This is a genomic window from Thiomonas sp. UBA7699, assembly GCF_002482605.1.
GTDB classification, from domain to species: Bacteria; Pseudomonadota; Gammaproteobacteria; order Burkholderiales; family Burkholderiaceae_C; genus Thiomonas; species Thiomonas arsenitoxydans.
Map to the genome: position 1 here is coordinate 16,717 of NZ_DLGH01000025.1, position 19,040 is coordinate 35,756.

15 protein-coding genes are annotated in these 19,040 nt (G+C 64.8%); 10 read left to right on the forward strand and 5 right to left on the reverse strand.

Features of this window, described 5'->3' with window-relative positions:
* The first annotated feature begins 120 nt into the window (after positions 1-120).
* From B3H47_RS11210 to B3H47_RS11245, 8 genes are all read left to right on the forward strand, one after another.
* A complete protein-coding gene (locus tag B3H47_RS11210; protein WP_013104913.1) occupies positions 121-1,200 on the forward strand; it encodes a pilus assembly protein PilM in 1,080 nt (359 codons plus the stop codon).
* A gap of 19 nt (positions 1,201-1,219) precedes the next feature.
* Positions 1,220-1,852, forward strand: coding sequence for a PilN domain-containing protein (locus B3H47_RS11215; protein WP_276706263.1), 633 nt, complete (start codon positions 1,220-1,222; stop codon positions 1,850-1,852).
* A 10-nt stretch (positions 1,853-1,862) separates the two neighbouring features.
* A complete protein-coding gene (locus B3H47_RS11220) occupies positions 1,863-2,546 on the forward strand; it encodes a type 4a pilus biogenesis protein PilO (RefSeq protein ID WP_013104915.1) in 684 nt (227 codons plus the stop codon).
* A complete protein-coding gene (locus B3H47_RS11225) occupies positions 2,543-3,115 on the forward strand; it encodes a pilus assembly protein PilP (protein ID WP_276706257.1) in 573 nt (190 codons plus the stop codon). Before B3H47_RS11220 ends, B3H47_RS11225 begins: the two co-directional genes overlap by 4 nt.
* Positions 3,112-5,352 carry a type IV pilus secretin PilQ gene (pilQ, locus tag B3H47_RS11230; protein WP_276706256.1) on the forward strand — a complete coding sequence of 747 codons (2,241 nt, stop codon included), beginning with the start codon at positions 3,112-3,114 and terminating at the stop codon, positions 5,350-5,352. Before B3H47_RS11225 ends, pilQ begins: the two co-directional genes overlap by 4 nt.
* 71 nt (positions 5,353-5,423) lie before the next feature.
* Positions 5,424-5,936: a shikimate kinase gene (locus tag B3H47_RS11235; protein WP_414718240.1), complete on the forward strand. Its 513-nt coding sequence runs from the start codon at positions 5,424-5,426 to the stop codon at positions 5,934-5,936.
* A 118-nt stretch (positions 5,937-6,054) separates the two neighbouring features.
* On the forward strand, positions 6,055-7,167 hold the full coding sequence (gene aroB / locus B3H47_RS11240; RefSeq protein ID WP_276706254.1) for a 3-dehydroquinate synthase: 1,113 nt from the start codon (positions 6,055-6,057) through the stop codon (positions 7,165-7,167).
* Positions 7,164-8,303: a deoxyguanosinetriphosphate triphosphohydrolase gene (locus B3H47_RS11245; RefSeq protein ID WP_276706253.1), complete on the forward strand. Its 1,140-nt coding sequence runs from the start codon at positions 7,164-7,166 to the stop codon at positions 8,301-8,303. Before aroB ends, B3H47_RS11245 begins: the two co-directional genes overlap by 4 nt.
* Before the next feature lie 72 nt (positions 8,304-8,375).
* On the opposite strand, the gene B3H47_RS11250 is transcribed toward B3H47_RS11245, so the two are convergent.
* The 4 genes from B3H47_RS11250 to B3H47_RS11265 form a co-directional block, all read right to left on the reverse strand.
* Complete coding sequence (locus tag B3H47_RS11250; protein ID WP_276706251.1) at positions 8,376-9,722, reverse strand: TolC family protein; 1,347 nt, start codon at positions 9,720-9,722, stop codon at positions 8,376-8,378.
* Positions 9,722-12,853, reverse strand: a complete 3,132-nt coding sequence (locus B3H47_RS11255; RefSeq protein ID WP_286987058.1) for an efflux RND transporter permease subunit — start codon at positions 12,851-12,853, stop codon at positions 9,722-9,724. Before B3H47_RS11255 ends, B3H47_RS11250 begins: the two co-directional genes overlap by 1 nt.
* On the reverse strand, positions 12,850-13,944 hold the full coding sequence (locus B3H47_RS11260; RefSeq protein WP_286987059.1) for an efflux RND transporter periplasmic adaptor subunit: 1,095 nt from the start codon (positions 13,942-13,944) through the stop codon (positions 12,850-12,852). The genes B3H47_RS11255 and B3H47_RS11260 overlap by 4 nt, the downstream gene beginning before the upstream one ends.
* A 99-nt stretch (positions 13,945-14,043) precedes the next feature.
* Positions 14,044-14,535, reverse strand: coding sequence for a hypothetical protein (locus tag B3H47_RS11265; protein WP_286987060.1), 492 nt, complete (start codon positions 14,533-14,535; stop codon positions 14,044-14,046).
* A gap of 147 nt (positions 14,536-14,682) precedes the next feature.
* Between B3H47_RS11265 and recG the strand changes: the two genes are divergently transcribed.
* Complete coding sequence (recG, locus tag B3H47_RS11270) at positions 14,683-16,842, forward strand: ATP-dependent DNA helicase RecG (protein WP_286987061.1); 2,160 nt, start codon at positions 14,683-14,685, stop codon at positions 16,840-16,842.
* A gap of 55 nt (positions 16,843-16,897) precedes the next feature.
* On the forward strand, positions 16,898-17,845 hold the full coding sequence (locus tag B3H47_RS11275; protein ID WP_156054493.1) for a hydrogen peroxide-inducible genes activator: 948 nt from the start codon (positions 16,898-16,900) through the stop codon (positions 17,843-17,845).
* Positions 17,846-17,857: 12 nt separating this feature from the next.
* Here B3H47_RS11275 and B3H47_RS11280 read toward each other — a convergent pair whose 3' ends face one another.
* On the reverse strand, positions 17,858-19,009 hold the full coding sequence (locus tag B3H47_RS11280; protein ID WP_286987062.1) for a patatin-like phospholipase family protein: 1,152 nt from the start codon (positions 19,007-19,009) through the stop codon (positions 17,858-17,860).
* Positions 19,010-19,040: the final 31 nt, after the last annotated feature.

Consider the following 19,040-nt stretch of genomic DNA (forward strand, 5'->3'; position numbering starts at 1 on the left):
TAGCGCAAACAAACCGGGGTGCAGGTTGACGCACCAACAGGGGCTGGCACGCATTTCGGTGCACCAAAAGCTGGCCTACGAGCTTGCGCACAATGTTGCAAATCAATCGGGGGGTCTTCAGTGGCCACATTTGGCAGTCTGTTTCGCAAGCGCTATGCGCCAATGATCGGGCTGGATATCAGCAGTTCCAGCGTCAAGCTCGTTGAGCTCGATATGGATGACCGCGGCCAGTACACCTTGCTGCGCGCCGCCATGGAGCCTCTCGAAAAGGGTTCCGTGGTCGATGGCAACATCGAGAAGCTCGACGATGTGGTCGAGGCCGTGCGCAAGGTCGTCCGCAAGAGCGGCACCAAGGCCAAGCAAGTCGCCATGGCCCTGCCGCCGTCGGCCGTCATCACTAAAAAGATTGTTCTTCCGGGCGAGTTGCGCGAAGAAGAAATCGAAGTGCAGGTCGAAAGCGAAGCCAACCAGTACATTCCGTTCGCTATCGATGAGGTGGCGCTTGATTTCAGCGTCCTCGGCCCCAGCAGCACCTCTCCTGGCGACCAGGAGGTGCTGATCGCCGCCTCACGGCGCGAAAAGGTGGATGATCGCCGCGGTATTGCCGAGGCGGCCGGTCTCAAGCCCGTGGTGATGGATATCGAAGCCTTCGCCTCGCGTCTGGCCGCTCAACGTCTGATTGAGCGTCTGCCCCGCGCCGGGCTCGACTTGCTCGTGGCGCTGTTCGAGGTGGGTGCAAGTTCCACCAGTCTGCAGATTCTGCGCAACGGTGAAACCCTCTACGACCGCGATCAGGCCTTCGGTGGTGCCCAGCTCACCCAGATGATCGCCCGCACCTATGGTTTTTCGCTCGAGGAGGCCGAGGCCAAGAAACGCGCCGCCGACCTGCCGGACGACTACGCCACGCAGGTGCTGGCGCCCTATATGGACAGTCTCACGCAGGAAATCGCGCGGGCGCTGCAGTTCTTCTATCGCGCCACGCCGTTTGGCCGGGTCGACTACATCCTGCTGGCCGGCGGCTCGTCGGCCTTGCCCGGTCTGGCGGAAAAAATTACCGCAACGGCCTCGGTGGCCTGCATGGTCATCAACCCGTTCGAGGGCATGGCGGTTGCCGAATCCGTGCGCGAAAAGAAGCTGCGCAGTCAGGCGCCGTCCTATCTGACCTGCTGCGGCTTGGCGATGCGGCGTTTCCTGCAATGACGCAGCAACGGGATCTGTCATGAATATCGTGTTGATCAATCTGCTCCCCCACCGGGATGCCAAGCGCAAAAAACGGCGCGAGGCCTTCTATGCGGGAGTTTTTGCCTCCATTGTGCTGGGCGGGCTGGTGCTGGCGCTCGGCTATACCGTGCTGAGTGAAATGATCACCCAGCAACAAAGCCGCAACGACTTCCTGAAGGCGGAAAACGCCAAACTCGACAGCCAGATCAAGGACATCGCCTCGCTCAAGGCCGAGATCGAAGCGCTGCGGGCGCGTCAAGATGCGGTTGAGGGTCTGCAGGCCGACCGCAACCTGCCGGTGCACCTGTTCGACGATCTGACCAAAGACACGCCGACCGGGGTTCAGCTCTCGCAAATTCGCCAGGACGGGGCGACTGTGCTCATTCAGGGCGTCGCGCTCAGCCAGGAGCGCGTGGCCGACTTTCTGCGCAATCTGAGCCGCCCCGATGGTTGGCTCGAAAAGCCTGAACTGATCGAGATCCGCTCGCAGATTGCTCCCGCTGCGGCGGGCAATGCGGCGCGCGTCGTGGCGCAGTTCCAGTTGCGCGCCACTCTCAAGCGGCCCACGCCGGCGGGCGCCTCCTCGGGTGCCACTTCAGGTCCGGCGCCAATGGCCAAGAATCCTTCGTGAGGCGACACTGATGGCGACCTCCAAACTCTCAAAAATCGACCTGAACGGTGCGTTTCAGGACATTTCGGCACAGTTCCGCGGGCTCAATCCCAACGATCCGGGCGCTTGGCCGGCCTGGCCGCGCAACACCGTTTATGTCGCTGCCTTTTTGCTGACCCTGGGGTTGGGCTGGTATGCCTGGCTGTCGGGCACGCGTGACGAACTCACCTCGGCCCAGCAGCAGGAAGTCACCCTGCGTCAGGAATACAAGAACAAACTCGAACAGGCCGTCAGCCTCGATTTGCTCAAGGCGCAGAAAGCCCAGGTGCAGCAATACGTGGCCCTGCTGGAAAAACAGCTGCCGAGCAAGGCCGAAATGGACGCCCTGCTCTCCGACATCAACCAGGCGGGCATTGGTCGCGGCTTGCAATTCCAGCTGTTCAAACCGGGTCAGGTGGATGTGAAACCCTACTACGCCGAACTGCCGATTTCGATCAAGCTCGACGGCGGCTATACCGATCTGGCGGGCTTCGCCACCGATATCGCCAAGCTCTCGCGCATCGTGACCCTCAACAACATTAGCCTGACGGCCAATACGGGCAAGACCGGCGCCCCGATGGTCATGGACGCCACGGCCAAGACCTTCCGCTATCTGGACGCCGATGAAATCGCCGCCCAGGCCAAGCAGGCGAAAAAACCGGGAGGGGCGAAATGAGTTTGCACCGCGTTAGCCCATATCAGCACTTTCGGCGCTTTCGTCTGCCGCTGATTTCTGCGGCCCTGTTGTCAGCGGTACTCCTGTCGGGCTGCGGGCAGCAGCATGAAGATCTGCGCGAGTGGATGGCGCAACAGCGCGCCAGCATGCACCCGCGCATCAAGCCCATCGAGCCGCCCAAGCCTTTCATTCCTGCCGTTTACGACCCGACGATCGGCACCGATCCGTTCTCCACGACCAAACTCGAAGTGGGCGTGCGGCAGGAGGTGCAGCAACTCAATCCGCTGCTGCAGGCCGAGCTGGCCCGTCCCAAGCAGCCGCTTGAGGCGTATTCACTCGACCAGATTCAAATGGTGGGCAGTGTGAAGATCAAAGGGCAGCAATACGCCCTGCTCAAGGCGGGCAACCTGTTGTACCGGGCGCATGTCGGCGAGTATGCCGGCCAGCACTTCGGAAAGATCATCAAAATCACTGATAGCGAAGTCGATTTGAGGGAACTGGTGCAAGACGCCACAGGCGATTGGGTCGAGCACCCGGCAACCCTTCAATTGCAGGAGAGCACACAATGAAGACGCCTTTCAAACGGCCGCTTTTTAACGGATTTCTGGGGGCTGCACTGTTGACCGTTGCGGTCGTATTGGGGCTTGGGGCCGTTCCGGCTTACGCCGCCAGCAACGCGATCCAGAACGTCACCGCCAGTCGGCAGGGCACGGAAACCGTGGTGCAGGTCAATCTGGCGCAGCCTCTGAGCGCCGCGCCCAATGGCTTCGTGATCGACCAGCCGGCTCGCATCGTGCTCGATTTTCCCGGCGTTGATTCGGCGCTCGATCGTCAGACCGTCAACTTCGAGCAGGGCAATCTGCGTTCGGTCAACGTGGTGCAGGCCCAGGGCCGCACCCGCATGGTGCTCAACCTGCGCCAGTCTGCCACCTATAAAACCCAGTTGGAAGGCAATCGCCTGCTCGTGCTGCTCAATACCACGCATGAACAAGCGGCCGCGACTTCTGCCGCCACGGGGGCTCCGCAAGCCCAGACCGTGCACTTCGCCGACAACCTCAACACCCATCAAGTTGCGCTTCGGGCCATCAACTTCAAGCGCAGCACCGACGGCGCGGGCCGCGTGATCGTCAACTTGCCCAACAATCAGGTGGGCGTGGACATTCACCAACAGGGCCAGAATATCGTCGTCGATTTCCTCAAAACCTCGCTGCCCGCCGACCTGCGCCGTCGTCTCGACGTCACCGACTTCGCCACCCCTGTCACCTCCATCACGACCTTCCAGATGGGCGACAACGTGCGCATGGTCATTCAGCCCAATGGCGACTACGAGCAAAGCGCCTACCAGGCTGACGACCAGTTCGTCGTCGAATTGCGTCGCACCCAGCCCAACCCGAATGCCTTGGTGCAAGGCAACGGCCCCGGCTTCCACGGCCAAAAGCTCTCTCTCAATTTCCAGAACATCGACGTGCGCTCGCTGCTGCAAGTGTTCGCCGACTTCACGCACCTGAACGTGGTGGTCAGTGATTCCGTCACCGGCAACCTCACCCTGCGACTGAAAGACGTGCCTTGGGATCAGGCGCTGCAAGTCATCCTCCGCGCCAAGGGCTTGGGCGAACGCAAGGAAGGCAATGTGCTGTGGATCGCACCGCGAGACGAAATCCTCGCCCGTGAAAAGGCCGATCTCGAGGCGAAAAAATCGCTCAGCGCCCTGGAGCCGGTGAAGTCAGAGACCTTCCAGCTCAACTACCAGAAAGCCGCTACCGTGGTCGCCATGCTGACGGGCGCCGCTGGGGGCGCGCAGTCTGGCACGACGGCAACGCCTTCTCCGGTACTGTTGCCCGGCCTGTCCAGTTCCGCAGCGCCCACCTCGCGCATCCTCTCCCCGCGCGGTACCGTGCTGGCTGACCCCCGCACCAACCAGATTTTCGTCACCGACATTCCCTCCAAGCTCGAAGAAGTCGCCCAACTCATCGCCAAGATCGACAAACCCGTGCGTCAGGTGATGATCGAAGCGCGGATTGTGGAAGCCAGCGACCAGTTTGGACGCAGCCTTGGGGTGAAGCTGGGTTTTCTGAATAACAATCTTCCGGGTACGGGAGGCAATACACCTGGAGTCTCTGTTTCGGGTGATTATCTCGGTGTCTCCCAGCAGACTGGTCAAAATAATGCAACCGGAGCAACGGTAACAGACTCTCAGTTTGTCAATCTTCCCGCGTTTGGTTTAGCTGGTAGTTTGTTGGCGGGCGCAACGCCAAGTTCGTTAGGCATCAGCCTTTTCAACGCAGCGGCCAACCGTTTCATCAACCTTGAGCTTTCGGCCATGGAAGCGGATGGCAAAGGCAAAATCATTTCTTCACCGCGCGTCATCACAGCCGATTTGAGCAAGGCCACCATTGAACAGGGGACTGAAATTCCTTATCAGCAGGCCACTTCCAGCGGCGCGACCGCAGTGACTTTCAAGAAGGCAGTTTTGAGCTTGGATGTCACTCCGCAAATTACGCCGGACGGGAATGTAATTATGAACGTGGAGATTCACAAAGACAGCCCTGGTGCCTCAACGGCAGGTGTGCCCTCCATCAATACCAATACCGTGGCTACCCAGGTCCAGGTAGAAAACGGCGGTACCGTGGTGCTGGGTGGTATATATACTTCGCAAGAGCAGAATCAAACGGATAAAGTGCCGCTGCTGGGGGATATTCCGGTCCTGGGAAATCTATTCAAGAATAATAGTAAAATGTATAACAAAAATGAATTGATGGTTTTTCTGACTCCAAAAATTGTGACCTCTGCGGATCTAACGCACTGATTTTTGCCGATCAAAAATTCTCTACCGTTATCAAAAGGTATTTTATTAAAAGTATTTATTTGATTGGCCTCATGGGCGCCGGAAAAACCACCGTCGGCCGTACGCTCGCGCAACGCGTCGGCCTTCGGTTCATCGACAGCGACCATGAGATCGAGCGCGAGCAAGGCTGCACGATTGCGGCCCTTTTTTCTCGGCTGGGTGAGGCGGGGTTTCGCGACATCGAGGCGCGCGCTATTGACGCGCTGACGCAGCTTGAGGGCATCGTTCTCGCTACCGGGGGCGGTGCGGTGCTGCGGCCGGAAAACCGCAAGGCGCTGCACGAACGGGGTACGGTGGTCTATCTGCGCGCCAGCCCGGACGATCTTGCGCATCGCTTGCGCAACGACCGCAATCGGCCTTTGCTGCAACAAGGCGATGCGCGGGCCAAGCTGCATGAATTGTTTCGTGTGCGCGATCCTCTGTATCGGGAGACGGCGCATTTCGTGATGGACACGGGGCGGCCTTCTCCGGCCCTGCTGACCAATATGGTGCAGATGCAGCTTGAACTCGCCGGTGTATTGTCGGCGGCAGATCGGCGAGATTGAGCGCACGGGCGCGAGGATGCTGGCCCGGCAGGGAGATTCCTTGGCGCCGGGCCGCACTTCGATGCGGCCTTGACGCGGCTTTCTACAATCGGGTCCTGCTTCAGAACAGGATGCTCACATGACCACGGTTCGCATCGCGCTCGACACCCGCGCGTATGACATTCGCATCGGCAGCGGCTTGCTGGGTGCGCCCGACACTTTCGCTGCGGTTGCCTCGCCCAAGGGCACGGCGCTGATTGTGACCAACACCACGGTGGCCCCGCTTTATGCGGCGCGGCTGGAGCAAAGTCTGCAACTGCATTTTGCGCGGGTGCTGCGCTGCACTCTGCCCGATGGCGAGGAATACAAAACTTGGGAGACGCTCAACCAGATCTTCACCGATCTGCTGCGCCACCAGTGCGACCGCAAGACCACGCTGTTCGCGCTGGGCGGCGGGGTGATTGGTGATATGACGGGCTTTGCCGCGGCCAGTTATATGCGGGGCGTGCCTTTCGTGCAGGTGCCCACCACGCTGCTGGCGCAGGTGGATTCTTCGGTGGGCGGGAAGACCGCGATCAACCATCCGCTGGGCAAGAACATGATCGGGGCGTTCTATCAACCCCGGCTGGTGGTGGCCGATCTGTCCACCTTGCACACCCTGCCGCCGCGCGAACTCTCGGCCGGTTTGGCGGAGGTCATCAAGCACGCGGCGATTGCCGATGTCGATTTCCTCGCCTGGCTCGAAGCGCATATCGACGCGCTCAGGGCGCAGGACGCCGCCGCCCTGGCCGAGGCCGTGGCGCGCTGCTGCCGCATCAAGGCGAAGGTGGTGGCGCAGGACGAAACCGAGACCGGGCTGCGCGCCATTCTCAATTTCGGCCACACCTTCGGTCACGCCATCGAGGCCGGTATGGGCTATGGCAACTGGCTGCACGGCGAAGCGGTGGGCGCGGGCATGGTGCTGGCGGCCGATCTGTCGGTGCGTCTGGGTCTGCTCGCCCCTGCGGATGCCGAGCGGCTGGCGCGGCTGATCGCCCGCGCCGGACTGCCCGTGCGCGCCCCCGACCTGGGCGCCGAGCGCTGGGCCGAGTGGATGCAGGTGGACAAGAAGACCGAGGGCGGCGAAGTGCGTTTTGTGCTGCTCAACGGGCTGGGGCGCCCGGTGCTGCGCGCCGCGCCCATGACGGAAGCGCAGGCCAGCATAGCCGCGCATCTGCAGCCGTCGCAGCCCCAAGCCGTGCCCTCGGCATGACGCTTGCCGCTTACGCCTGTGTTGAGGCCACCTCTCGCGGGCGTGAACATGCCGAACCGCCGCCGCTGGATCGCACTGGCTACCAGCGCGACCGCGACCGCATCATCCACAGCTCGGCCTTTCGGCGGCTGGAATATAAAACCCAGGTGTTTCTCAATCACGAGGGCGATCTGTTCCGCACCCGCCTGACGCACAGCCTGGAAGTCGCGCAAATCGCCCGCGCGCTCGCCCGGGCGCTGCGCTTGAACGAAGATCTCACCGAGGCGCTGGCCCTGGCGCACGATCTGGGACACACGCCTTTCGGCCATGCCGGACAGGATGCGCTGGGCGCCTGCATGCGAAAACATGCCCCCCAGGGCGGCGGTTTTGAGCACAACCTGCAATCGCTGCGCGTGGTCACCACACTGGAAGAGCGCTACGCCGCCTTCAACGGCCTGAACCTCAGCTTCGAAACCCGCGAGGGCGTGCTCAAACATTGCTCGCGGCGCAACGCCGAACATCTGGGCGAAATCGGCGCGCGCTTTCTGCAGGGCGGCCAACCCAGTCTGGAAGCGCAGATCACCAACCTGGCCGACGCCATCGCCTACAACAATCACGACATCGACGACGGCCTGCGCGCGGGCCTGATCGACCTGGAGGAGTTGCAGACGGTGCCGTTCTTCGCCGGGCACCTCGACGCCGTGCAACGCGCCTACCCGGCCGTGCAGGGGCGGCGGCGGGTGGCCGAAACCATCCGCCGCATGATCTCGGCGCTCATTGCCGACCTGGTGGCCGAAACGGCGCAGCGCATCCGTCAGTCAGGCGTCGATTCGCCCGACGCCGTGCGCGCCGCGCCGCCACTGGCGGCCTTCAGCGCGCCGGTGCAAGAGCAGTTGCAGCAGCTCCAGCAGCTTCTGCTGCATCGCCTCTACCGACACCCCGACGTGCTGCGCAACACCACCAAGGCGCAGCGATTGCTCTCCGAATTATTTGAGGCCTATCACGCCGATACGCGCTTGCTGCCGCGCGCCTATCAGCGGGAGGACGCTGCCCGCCAGCCCCGCGCCATCGCCGACTATCTGGCCGGCATGACCGACCGCTACGCCATCCGCGAGCACCAGCGCCTGTTTTCCATGCGCGACTGGCCGGTGTATTGAACCTAGACGGCCCATCAGGGGGGCTCTGTCCTCGCAGGTTCGGCGGCGGGCGGTTAGGGGCAAATGCATTGCCTACGGCGTCAGTTCGTAAAGCAAGCCGGTTTGCAGCTTGAGTTGAGCGCTGGAGGTCGCCGCGTCGAAACGCGATTGCAGTACCAGCTTGGTGGACTCCAGCGCGCTGCGACGGGCGAGCAGCCAGTCCGAAAGACCGGCTTCGCCCAACTGATAGGCGCGCAACATGCGGTTGCTGGCCTGGGTCTGCACCTGCGCGGCCTGTTCGGTGGCTTTGGCCGCAGCCCCCTGCGCCTGTGCATCGGCGTAAAGCCGCTGGAAGTCCGCTTCGGCCTGCGCTTGCAGATCGCGCAGACGCCACTGCGCGGCATCCGCTTCTGCCAGCGCGGCCCGCTCTTGCGACACGCGCGCCGAGCCGCCAAACGGCATCGCGAACTGCAGGCCGACGATGCGCTCGCTGCCCCCGCGGTCCGACCCGATGTAGGCGCCCACCGTCGGTTGCGGCGTGCGCGCGGCGTGGGCTTGCGCTGCCATCGCCTGCGCCTTTTGCAGCATGGCGCGCTGTTGGATCAGCAACGGGCTGGATTGCACCGCCCGCGCGCTCAGTTGCTCGGCGTTAAGGGTAGGCAGTGCGAGCGCGCCGGGATCGTTCTGACCTTGCAGACTGCCGCCGCGCGACAGCGCCGGATAGCGCGCAAACAAGGCGGCGCGGCTGCTGGCCGCCATGCCCTGCGCGAGCAGCAGGGTCGATTGCGCCCGGGCCTGTTCGGCCTGCATCTGCTCCAGCTCCAGCACGCTGGCGTCCCCCAGAGACTGGCGACGCTGCAGCGCCTTGACCTGGGCATTGATCAAGTCGAGATCCTGCTGCGCCAGCACGGCCTCGGCCTGCGCGCGCTGGGCCGCGAACCAGGCGGTCAGCAAGGCACCGAGAAACTGCTGGCGCGTCGCGACCAGTGCGGCCTGCGCCGAAGTCTGCAACGCTTCGGCCATGCGGCCATCGGCCTGCGCCTGCGAAGGCAGACGCAACTGGCGGTTGATGAGCAACTGCCATTCGTTGTAGCGCCCGCTGTCGGGCAGTGACTCGATGCGGCGTTGCTGCACCTGCGCCTGACCGGTGAACTCGTTGGTTCCGGCGCGCAGCACGGCGCCGTTTTGTGCCGCGGCTTGTTGCAGGGCTTGCGCCTCTTGCAGCGCGGGTGTTTCGGCCAGGATCTGGTCAACCGCGGCGATTTGCGGCAGTGTCGGGCTGGGCAGTTCGCTCAAGGCGGGCAGGGCGGCTTGCAGCGAAGGCGCATCCGCCGACTTGGCCCATGCCTTCTCGGCGCCCCAGGAGGGGGCCGCGGTCAGCGTAAGGGCAAGCGCGGCACTCAATGCACTCAGGGTAAAGGGTTTGGATAGCGGTTTCATCAGACGTTCTCCGTCTTTTGGGTTGCGGCTTCGGTCTCGCGCGCAATGCGCGGCAGACCGAAGCGGGCAAACATCAGGGGTAGCAGCACCAGGGTCAGGGCGGTGGAAGTGATCAATCCGCCGATGACCACGATGGCCAGCGGCTTCTGGATTTCCGAGCCCGGCCCGGTGGCCGAGAGCAGGGGGATGAGGCTGAACGCGGTGATGGTGGCGGTCATCATCACCGGCCGCAGTCGGCGCATGGCGCCATCGCGCACAGCCTGCGCCAACGGAAGCCCGCGCTGCAGCAGCTCGTTGAAGTGACTGACCAGCACCACGCCGTTGAGCACGGCAATGCCCAGCAACGCGATGAAGCCCACCGAGGCCGGCACCGACATGTATTGCCCGCTGGCCCACAGCGCAATCACCCCGCCAACGAGAGCGAAGGGAATGTTGGCGAACACCAGCACCGATTGCCGTACCGAGCCGAAGGTGGTCATCAGCAGCACGAAAATCAGCGCCAGCGCCACTGGCACCACCAGCCCGAGCCGGGCAGCGGCGCGCTGCTGGTTCTCGAACTGGCCGCCCCACTCCAGCCGGAAGCCTTCTGGCAGCTTCACCTTGGTGGCCACGGCCTGCTTGGCGTCGGCCACATAGCTCACCAGATCGCGCCCGCTGACATTGGCCTGCACAGCAGCAAAGCGGCTGCCGTCCTCATGCGCCACCAGCACCGGGCCTTGCGTTGGGGTGAGCTTGGCGAGTTGCGACAGCGGGTAGGCGGTGCCATCCGGCGCGGTGATCGATACCTGGGCAAACGCCTGCGGATTGCTGCGCAGATCGGCGCCCCCGCGCAGCAGCAGCGGGGTGCGGCGCACGCCTTCGAGCACCATGCCCTGCGGCTGGCCTTCGACCAGGGCGCGCAGGTCTTGCTGCAGGCTGTCCACATCGAACCCGGCGCGGCCCGCGGCAAGACGATCGACTTGCACGGTGAGGTATTGCACGCCTTCCGGTCGGGCGGCGAGCACTTCCTGCGCGCCGGGCACGGCTTTGAGCGTTTCGGCCACCTGTTGCGACAGATCGCCCAGCTGGGCGATGTCGGGGCCGAAGATTTTCACCACCAGATCGCCGCGGCTACCCGTGAGCATTTCGGACACGCGCATCTCGATCGGCTGGGTGAAGCCGAAGTCCACGCCGGGGAAGCGTTCCAGCACCTTGCGCATGGCCTCGATCACCTCGTCCTTGCTGCCGCGCCACTGCGACATGGGTTTGAGCACCAGGAAGGTGTCGGTCTCGTTCAGCCCCATGGGGTCGAGGCCCAGATCGTCCGAGCCGCTGCGGGCGACGATGGACTTGATCTCGGGTACCTCTTTGAGCAGCGCCTGCTGCACCCGCAGATCGAGCGCGGCGGTGGCGCCCAGGCTGACCGAGGGCAGCTTTTGCAGTTGCACGATCACATCGCCTTCATCGAGCGTGGGCATGAAAGTCTTGCCCACCCGGGTGTAGGCCCAACCGGCGGCCACGAGCGACAGCAGCGCCACGGTCACGACGATGCGGGTGTGATTGAAGCTCCAGTCCAGCACGCGCCGATAACCGGCGGAGAGCTTGCGCACCAGCCAGGGGTCGGTGTGCGACGCGGTCTTGAGCAGCAAAGAGGCCATCACCGGAACGATGGTCAGCGCAATGAGCAGCGACGCGCCCAGCGCGAACACGATGGTCAGCGCCACTGGGCGGAACAGCTTGCCCTCCAGTCCTTCGAGGGTGAGCAGCGGCAGGAAGACGATGGCAATGATGGCCACCCCCGACAGCACCGGCCCCGACACTTCCGACACCCCGCGCAGGATGCGTCCCAGACGGTCGGTGGTGGCGCCGCCCGGGTTGTGATCCGGCGCGTGTTCAGGGTCGTGGCTCAAGTGGTTCACCAGGTTTTCCACCACCACCACGGCGGCATCGACCAGCATGCCCAGCGCAATGGCCAGACCGCCCAGACTCATGAGGTTGGCGCTCAGTCCAAACCAGCGCATGAGAATGAAGGTCGCCAGGGCCGATAGCGGCAGGGTGATGGCCACGACCAGAGCTGCGCGCCAGTTGCCGAGGAACAGCAGGAGCATGACGATCACCAGCACTACGGCCTCGCCCAGCGCTTCGAGCACGGTGCCCACGGCGCGCTCGACCAGCTGGCTGCGGTCGTAGAACACCTTGATGGTCATGCCTTGGGGCAGACGTGGCTCCAGCTCGGCCAGGCGTGCTTTCACCCCGTGGATCACCTGCTGCGCATTGGCGCCGCGCAGGCCGAGCACAATGCCCTCGACCGCCTCGCCCTTGCCGTTTGCGGTGACGATGCCGTAGCGCGTGCTGCTGTCCACACTGACCTGCGCCACATCGCTGATGCGCACCGGCGTGCCGCGCACATTGGCGACGACGGTGTTGCGAATGTCGTCGGCATTGGCGAATGCGCCCTGCACCCGCACGATGCGGGTTTCTTCGCCTTCGTCCAGGCGGCCGGCGCCGTCATTGCTGTTGTTGACCTGCAGCGCGGTGCGCAACTGATTGAGCGACAGCCCCCAGGCCGCCAGCCGCGCCGGATCGGGCTGCACCGCGAAGGCGCGTACATCGCCGCCGAGCATGTTCACATCGGCCACGCCGGGCACGGTGCGCAGCACCGGGCGGATGAGCCATTGCAGCGCGCTGCGCTTCTCTTCCAGGCTGGCCGGTCCCTCGATAGTGAACATGTACAGGTCGGACAAAGGCGTGGTGATGGGGGCGAGCCCGCCCATCGCCGAAGCCGGCAGGTCGCCGCGCACATTCGCCAGCGCCTCTCCCACCTGTTGACGCGCCCAATACACATCGGTGCCCTCGACGAAATCCACCGTGATGTCGGCAATGCCGTACTTCGACACCGAACGCACGATGCGCTTGTTGGCAATGCCCAGCACCTCTTGCTCGATGGGCAGGACAACCCGCGTCTCCACCTCTTCCGGGGTCATGCCCGGCACTTTCATGATGACTTTCACCTGCGGCGAAGACACGTCGGGAAAGGCGTCGATGGGCAGCGCGCGCCAGGCAAAAATGCCGCCCGCCACCAGCGCCAGCATCGCGCCGAGGGTCAGCAGGCGTTGGCGCAACGCGCCATGCGTGAGAAACATCAAATTCATGGCGCCACCTCGCCAGCGGCCGCCTTGATCGCCACGACGCCAGTGGCTGCCACCTTGTCGCCAGCCTTCAGCGGGCCGCTGACCATCACCGCGTCATTCAGACGACCGGCCACGGTAACCGGCACGATGCGAAAGCCCTGTTTCGTCACAGTGAGCACGACATCGCGGCCATTGATCTGCGCCACCGCGGCGGGCGGCACACGCCACACCCCGGCTTGCGTCGGCAGATTCAAGCGAGCCTGCACCACGGCGCCCGCTTGCAGACCGCCGGATTGGGTGACGCGCACGCGAATCAGCACGCTCTGCCCCGCGTTCAGCGCGGTGGACTTGGCCTGCACCACCCCTCGCGCCTGCAGTGCGGGCACCTCCACTTCGGCGCCCACCTGAATGCCGCTCGCCTGCTGTGGGCTGGCTTCCATTTCCAGCCACAACTGGCCTTGCTGCGCAATGCGGAACAGCGGCGCGGCCATATCGACCCGCTGGCCTGGCAAGGCTGTGGTTTCGGTGATGACCCCGGCGATGGGGGCGCGCAAGATGGCCACGCCGTTGAGCGCAGCGCCGCCCGCGGCCAGCTTGAGCGCCAGATTGCGCTCGGCCAGCATGGCTTGCGCCTCGCGGCTTTGCGCGCGGGCCGCCTCGAGCCGGGCGCCGGGCACGATGCCCTCGTTCACCAGCGTGGTGTCGCGCTGCAACTGGCGCTGCGCCAGGTCGTATCGGCTTTGCGCCTCGCTGCGCTCGCGCTGCAACTGGGCAATTTGCGGGCTGCTGAGCTCGGCCAGCGGCTGGCCACTTTTCACCGTATCGCCCGGGTTGACCAGCAGGCGGGTGATCATTCCGGCGGCAGGAGCAGAGACAACAGCCTGCTGCGACAGCGGCACGGCCACGCGGGCGGGCAGGTCGATCTGCGCGGCCGCGGCGGCCTGCACCGTGGCAAGCCGCACGCCAAGCGCGGTCTGCTGGTCGGCCGTCATGGCGATGACGCCGGGCGAGGCGGGTTGTGCGGCGGCAGGCAGGGAAACGAGCGCCAGGCTCAACAGGCTGGCGGACACGGCGCACGCCAACGGGCTGCGCGACAAAAAGAATTGGGGCATCTTGCATCCCGGCCATGCGCCGGGCTCCATCTGGGACTGAGTGGCATCTTGCGCGTGACAGGTTGCACCTGTGTTTCACGCGTGTTGCGGCAGAAAAAATCAGACCAGAGTGGAGGGCGGAGCCTGACCGGGAGGCGGCAGGCCGTGGTGGACGCGCGCAAGCGCGTCGTCAAAGAGCTGCGGCGAAGAAATGAGCGCGGTGACGGCCAAGGTGTGCTGTGACGCGAAAGCAAACGTCGGCAGCACGACTTCGGTGTCGATCAAAACGCTGGCCAGGCGGATTTGGGAAAGCCGGGATTGGGCGATGCCCGAGGCCAATTCCACATCGCTGGGCTCGGGGGTCTGCAGCGCAAAGCCCGACTGCTGCGCCGTGTGCTGAGGGTGGCTGGCAAGGCAGGCCAGGCCGTCGGGACTTGATTGCAAACTGAATTGCGGACTGGCCTGCACTTCCGCCGCGGCCGTCAGCGCATGGATGTGCCAGCCGCTTTGCACCGGCTGGCCCAGATGCCCATGAATGAATGGCGCCAACCCAAGCAGCAGCACCAGCATGGAGAACCAGGCTGTGCGCAGAGTGGAAAGGGCTTTGGACATGGGCAAAATACGTAAATTTGTAACAACTATAACGAGACACACAAAAACCCGTGCGAATGGGGGAATTATTGGGGGCTCGGCATCCAGCGGGTGCGCCATGTCGGGCTCAGGCGCGGACGACGTCCCTGTCATTTTTAGAATGCTTCGATGACCGCCGCGCGCAAGCCCTCTCAGCAAGACCCCATTGCCGATCCGTCGCAGCGGGCAAGCGCGCCTCGCAAAGACCCGGCGGACAAGGCCAAACCGGCACGGCCCACGCCGCTCGCCCGTCTGGGTCTGCACACCGACTGGGACCTTGCGCTGCATCTGCCGCTGCGCTACGAAGATGAAACGCGGCTCACGCCGTTAGATGCGCTGCGCGACGGTGAGCTTGTCACCACGGATGCTGTGGTGACCCTGGCGCAGGTGCAGGGCCGCGCGCCGCGTCGGCAGTTGCTGGTGCGGCTGCAAGACCCGGAAGCGGGCGACGCCGTCCTCACCCTGCGGTTGTTCCACTTCTACCCCAATCAGCTCAAAACCTTGCAGCCCGGGGTGCGGCTGCGGGTGCATGGGCAGGTGCGGCAGGGTTTGTTTGGTTGGGAGATGGTGCACCCGACCTGGAAGCTGGTGGACGCCAATGCGCCCCTGCCGAACACGCTCACGCCGGTCTATCCCACCACGGCCGGCGTGCCGCAAAGTTATTTGCGCAAGGCCGTGGCTGGGGCGCTCGAGCGGCTGGTCTGGCGCGACACCGTGCCGCAGGAGGAACTGACACGCCATCATCTGCCCGATCTGCCTTCGAGTCTGCGCACCCTGCATGCTCCGCCGGCCGCAGCCTTGCCCGCGCTGGAAGCGGGCGCGCATCCGGCGCAGCGGCGGTTGAAGTTCGACGAATTGCTGGCACAGCAACTGGCCCAGCAGCAGGCCCGCGCACAGCGACAACGGTGGAAGGCGCCGATGCTGCCCGCCGCGCCCGAGGCGCACAGCCTCCCGGCGCAGCTGCGGGCGGCCATCCCCTTCATCCTCACGGCAGCTCAGGAGCGCTGCGTGGCCGAAATCGCCGCCGACCTCGCGCAGACCGCGCCGATGCACCGGCTGCTGCAGGGCGACGTGGGCAGCGGCAAGACCGTCGTGGCCGCGCTGGCGGCGGCGCAGGCCGTGGCGGCCGGCTGGCAGTGCGCGCTGATGGCGCCCACCGAAATTCTCGCGGCGCAACACGCGCGCAAGCTCGCCGACTGGCTGGAGCCGCTGGGCGTGGGCGTCGCCTGGCTTTCGGGCAGCCAGACGAAAAAAGAACGCGAGGCGGCGCTGCAGCGCGTGGCCAGCGGGCAGGCGCAGCTCGTGCTGGGCACGCACGCCGTCATTCAGGCGCAGGTGCGTTTTGCCCGCCTGGGGCTGGCGATCGTGGACGAGCAGCATCGCTTCGGCGTGGCGCAGCGCCTGGCCCTGCGCGACAGCCTGCGCGCGGGCACGCAGGGCAGCGGCCTGCAGCCGCATCTGCTGATGATGAGCGCCACGCCCATTCCGCGCACCCTGGCGATGGCGCTGTTTGGCGATCTGGACGTGTCTACCATCGATGTTCTGCCGCCGGGTAGAACGCCGGTGCGAACCAGCGTGGTCAGCACGGACCGGCGCGACGAACTCATCGCCCGGGTCGGCGCGTTGACCGCGCAGGGGCGGCAGGCCTATTGGGTTTGCCCGCTCGTTGAGGAAAGCGAGACGCTCGATCTGCAAAACGCCGTGGCCACCCACGCCGAACTCAGCACCGCGCTGGCGACGAGGTCCGGTCAGGGGGCGGTGCAAGTCGGCCTGCTGCACGGGCGCATGAAGGCGCAGGAAAAGCGCGCCACCATGCGGGCGTTCAGCGCGGGCGAAATCGGCCTGCTCGTTGCCACCACCGTCATCGAGGTGGGGGTGGACGTACCCAACGCCAGCCTGATGGTGATCGAACATGCCGAGCGCTTCGGGCTGTCGCAGTTGCACCAGCTGCGCGGGCGGGTGGGGCGGGGTGCGGCGCAGTCGGATTGCGTGCTGCTGTTCACCTCGCCGCTGTCACCCACGGCGCGCGAGCGCTTGGGGGCGATGCGCGAACTCACCGACGGCTTCGCCCTGGCGCAGAAAGACCTGGAACTGCGCGGGCCGGGCGAACTGCTGGGCCTGCGGCAGTCGGGCGTGCCCGGCCTGCGCTACGCCGATCTGGCGCAAGACATCGATCTGCTCGAAGCCGCCCGCGACACCGCGCAACGTCTGCTGGTCGCCGCGCCCGAAGCCGCCCGGCAACACGCCGCGCGCTGGCTGGGCGAAGGGTTCGACTGGTTGAGCGCCTGAGGCCCAATTGCATTGATTAACACAATCTGACGGCGTTTCTGTTTTAATTCTTTCTATGACTCTGACAGAATTACGCTATATCGTCGCCGTCGCTCGCGAGCGGCATTTTGGCCGGGCTGCCGAGGCCTGTTTCGTCAGCCAGCCCACTCTGTCGGTCGCCATCAAAAAGCTCGAGGAAGAACTTGATGTGCGTCTGTTCGAGCGCGGCGGCAATGAGGTGAGCATCACGCCCATCGGCGCGGAAATCGTCGAGCAGGCGCAGCGCGTCATCGAGCAGGCGGCGGCGATCAAAGAGATCGCCAAACGCGGCAAAGATCCGCTGGCCGGGCCGCTGCGGCTGGGGGTCATCTACACCATTGCGCCCTATCTGCTGCCCGAGCTGGTGCGCAACGTCATCAAGCGCAGCCCGCAGATGCCGCTGATGCTGCAGGAAAACTTCACCACCCGCCTGCTGGAAATGTTGCGCACCGGCGAGCTTGACGCGGCCATTCTGGCCGAGCCGTTCCCCGATCAGGGGCTGGCGGTTACGCCGCTGTATGACGAGCCCTTCCTCGTGGCCGTGCCGCGCACCCATGCGATGGCGACCTGCAAGGAGCTGAGCGCCGAGGCGATCAAGGACGAGACCATGCTGCTGCTCGGCACCGGCCACTGCTTTCGCGACCATGTGCTCGAAGTCTGCCCGGAGTTCGCCCGGTTTTCGCCCAGCTCGGAAGGCATCCGCAAGAGTTTCGAGGGCTCGTCGCTGGAGACCATCAAGCAGATGGTGGCCTCGGGCATGGGCATCACCGTGGTGCCCAAGCTGTCGGTGCCGCGGCAGGACGTGCCGCATGCGGCCGATCCGAGCACCGATCACGTTTGTTATGTGCCGTTTTCCGATCCGCCGCCCACGCGCCGCGTGGTGCTGGTGTGGCGCAAGAGCTTCACCCGGCATGAAGCCATTGCCGCGCTGCGGCAGGCCGTCATGGCCTGCGATCTGCAGGGCGTCACTTTGCTGATGCCCTGAAGGAGCAACGACTCAGGCCTGCGTGTGCACGTCGTGGGTGACGAAGCCCTGCTCGGCGCTGGGCAGGGCGAACCAGTCCGGGTGGTCGAGGGTGCGGTGCATGTCGTCGAGACCGCTTTGCCAGTGCGAGCGCATTTCGGCGCGGCCGAAGGCGTAGTCCTTGCCCTGACCGTCGAAGGCTTTGTCGCGGTAGATCAGGTGGATGACGTTGTAGCGTTTGTCCTGCGCCATTTCCTGCACCTGCTCGCACAACACGTCGCGTTTGTCGAGCGGAATGCGCTGCAGCAAATCGCGCAGAATGCGACGCTGCTGCTGCGCCCGCTGAAGGGTGGAGGTGATGATGCGCGTGCGGCTGGAAAACTGGATGTCTTTTTGCCGCTCGGCCACGTCGAGCAAGGTTTTGGGCACCTCGCCCGCCGCGCTCCACAGATCGACCTGGAACACCAGGGTGTGGTGGCTGGGATGGCCGCCCAGCACCTGCGACAAGGGCGTGTTCGACACCAGCCCGCCGTCCCAGTAGAACTCGCCGTCGATCTCCACCGCTGGAAAACCCGGCGGCAGCGCGCCCGAGGCCATGATGTGCTCGGGGCCGAGCCGCATCTCGGCGCTGTCGAACACCACCTGGTTGCCGTTGCGCACATTCACCGCGCCCACGCTGATGCGGGTTTCGCCGCTGTTGAGCCGGTCGAAATCGACCAGCTTTTCCAGCGTGTCGCGCAGCGGCGCAGTGTCGTAAAAGCTGGCCTTCGCCGGGTTGTTGCCGCCCAGCGGCCAGCGCGGCAGAAAAAAGCCCCGCTGACCTTCGAGTATGGCGCGCAGCCCCTGCATGACCGCAAACTGGGGTTGCAGAGGCTCGGGAATCCAGGCCAGCGCGGCGCCGTGTTCCCAGGGCAGGGTGGGCAGCAGCGGCTGCTGGGTGACGGTTTCCCAGAACGTGCGCAAGGCGGCTGCGCGTTGGCCCGGCGGGTTGCCCGCAATCAGCGCCGCATTGATGGAACCGATGGAAATACCGGCCACCCAGTGCGGATGCACGCCGCAGTCTTCCAGCGCCTCCACCACGCCGCATTGGTAAGCGCCCAGCGCCCCGCCGCCTTGAAGCACCAGGGCGATGCGGTCGTAATGCCGCACCTGCGCCAACACGGCATCCGCGCGGCAGGACGGCATGAGATCCCCCCCGAAACGCTCGCCTTGCTCA

Excerpts from the sequence above, each read along its gene's own strand:
- B3H47_RS11225 (WP_276706257.1), top strand. The coding sequence starts at position 2,543 with ATGAGTTTGCACCGCGTTAGCCCATATCAGCACTTTCGGCGCTTTCGT.
- B3H47_RS11280 (WP_286987062.1), bottom strand. The coding sequence starts at position 19,009 with ATGCCGTCCTGCCGCGCGGATGCCGTGTTGGCGCAGGTGCGGCATTAC.
- B3H47_RS11245 (WP_276706253.1), top strand. The coding sequence starts at position 7,164 with ATGACGCTTGCCGCTTACGCCTGTGTTGAGGCCACCTCTCGCGGGCGT.
- B3H47_RS11215 (WP_276706263.1), top strand. The coding sequence starts at position 1,220 with ATGAATATCGTGTTGATCAATCTGCTCCCCCACCGGGATGCCAAGCGC.
- recG (WP_286987061.1), top strand. The coding sequence starts at position 14,683 with ATGACCGCCGCGCGCAAGCCCTCTCAGCAAGACCCCATTGCCGATCCG.
- B3H47_RS11250 (WP_276706251.1), bottom strand. The coding sequence starts at position 9,722 with ATGAAACCGCTATCCAAACCCTTTACCCTGAGTGCATTGAGTGCCGCG.
- B3H47_RS11220 (WP_013104915.1), top strand. The coding sequence starts at position 1,863 with ATGGCGACCTCCAAACTCTCAAAAATCGACCTGAACGGTGCGTTTCAG.
- B3H47_RS11260 (WP_286987059.1), bottom strand. The coding sequence starts at position 13,944 with ATGCCCCAATTCTTTTTGTCGCGCAGCCCGTTGGCGTGCGCCGTGTCC.
- B3H47_RS11275 (WP_156054493.1), top strand. The coding sequence starts at position 16,898 with ATGACTCTGACAGAATTACGCTATATCGTCGCCGTCGCTCGCGAGCGG.
- pilQ (WP_276706256.1), top strand. The coding sequence starts at position 3,112 with ATGAAGACGCCTTTCAAACGGCCGCTTTTTAACGGATTTCTGGGGGCT.
- aroB (WP_276706254.1), top strand. The coding sequence starts at position 6,055 with ATGACCACGGTTCGCATCGCGCTCGACACCCGCGCGTATGACATTCGC.
- B3H47_RS11235 (WP_414718240.1), top strand. The coding sequence starts at position 5,424 with ATGGGCGCCGGAAAAACCACCGTCGGCCGTACGCTCGCGCAACGCGTC.
- B3H47_RS11255 (WP_286987058.1), bottom strand. The coding sequence starts at position 12,853 with ATGAATTTGATGTTTCTCACGCATGGCGCGTTGCGCCAACGCCTGCTG.
- B3H47_RS11265 (WP_286987060.1), bottom strand. The coding sequence starts at position 14,535 with ATGTCCAAAGCCCTTTCCACTCTGCGCACAGCCTGGTTCTCCATGCTG.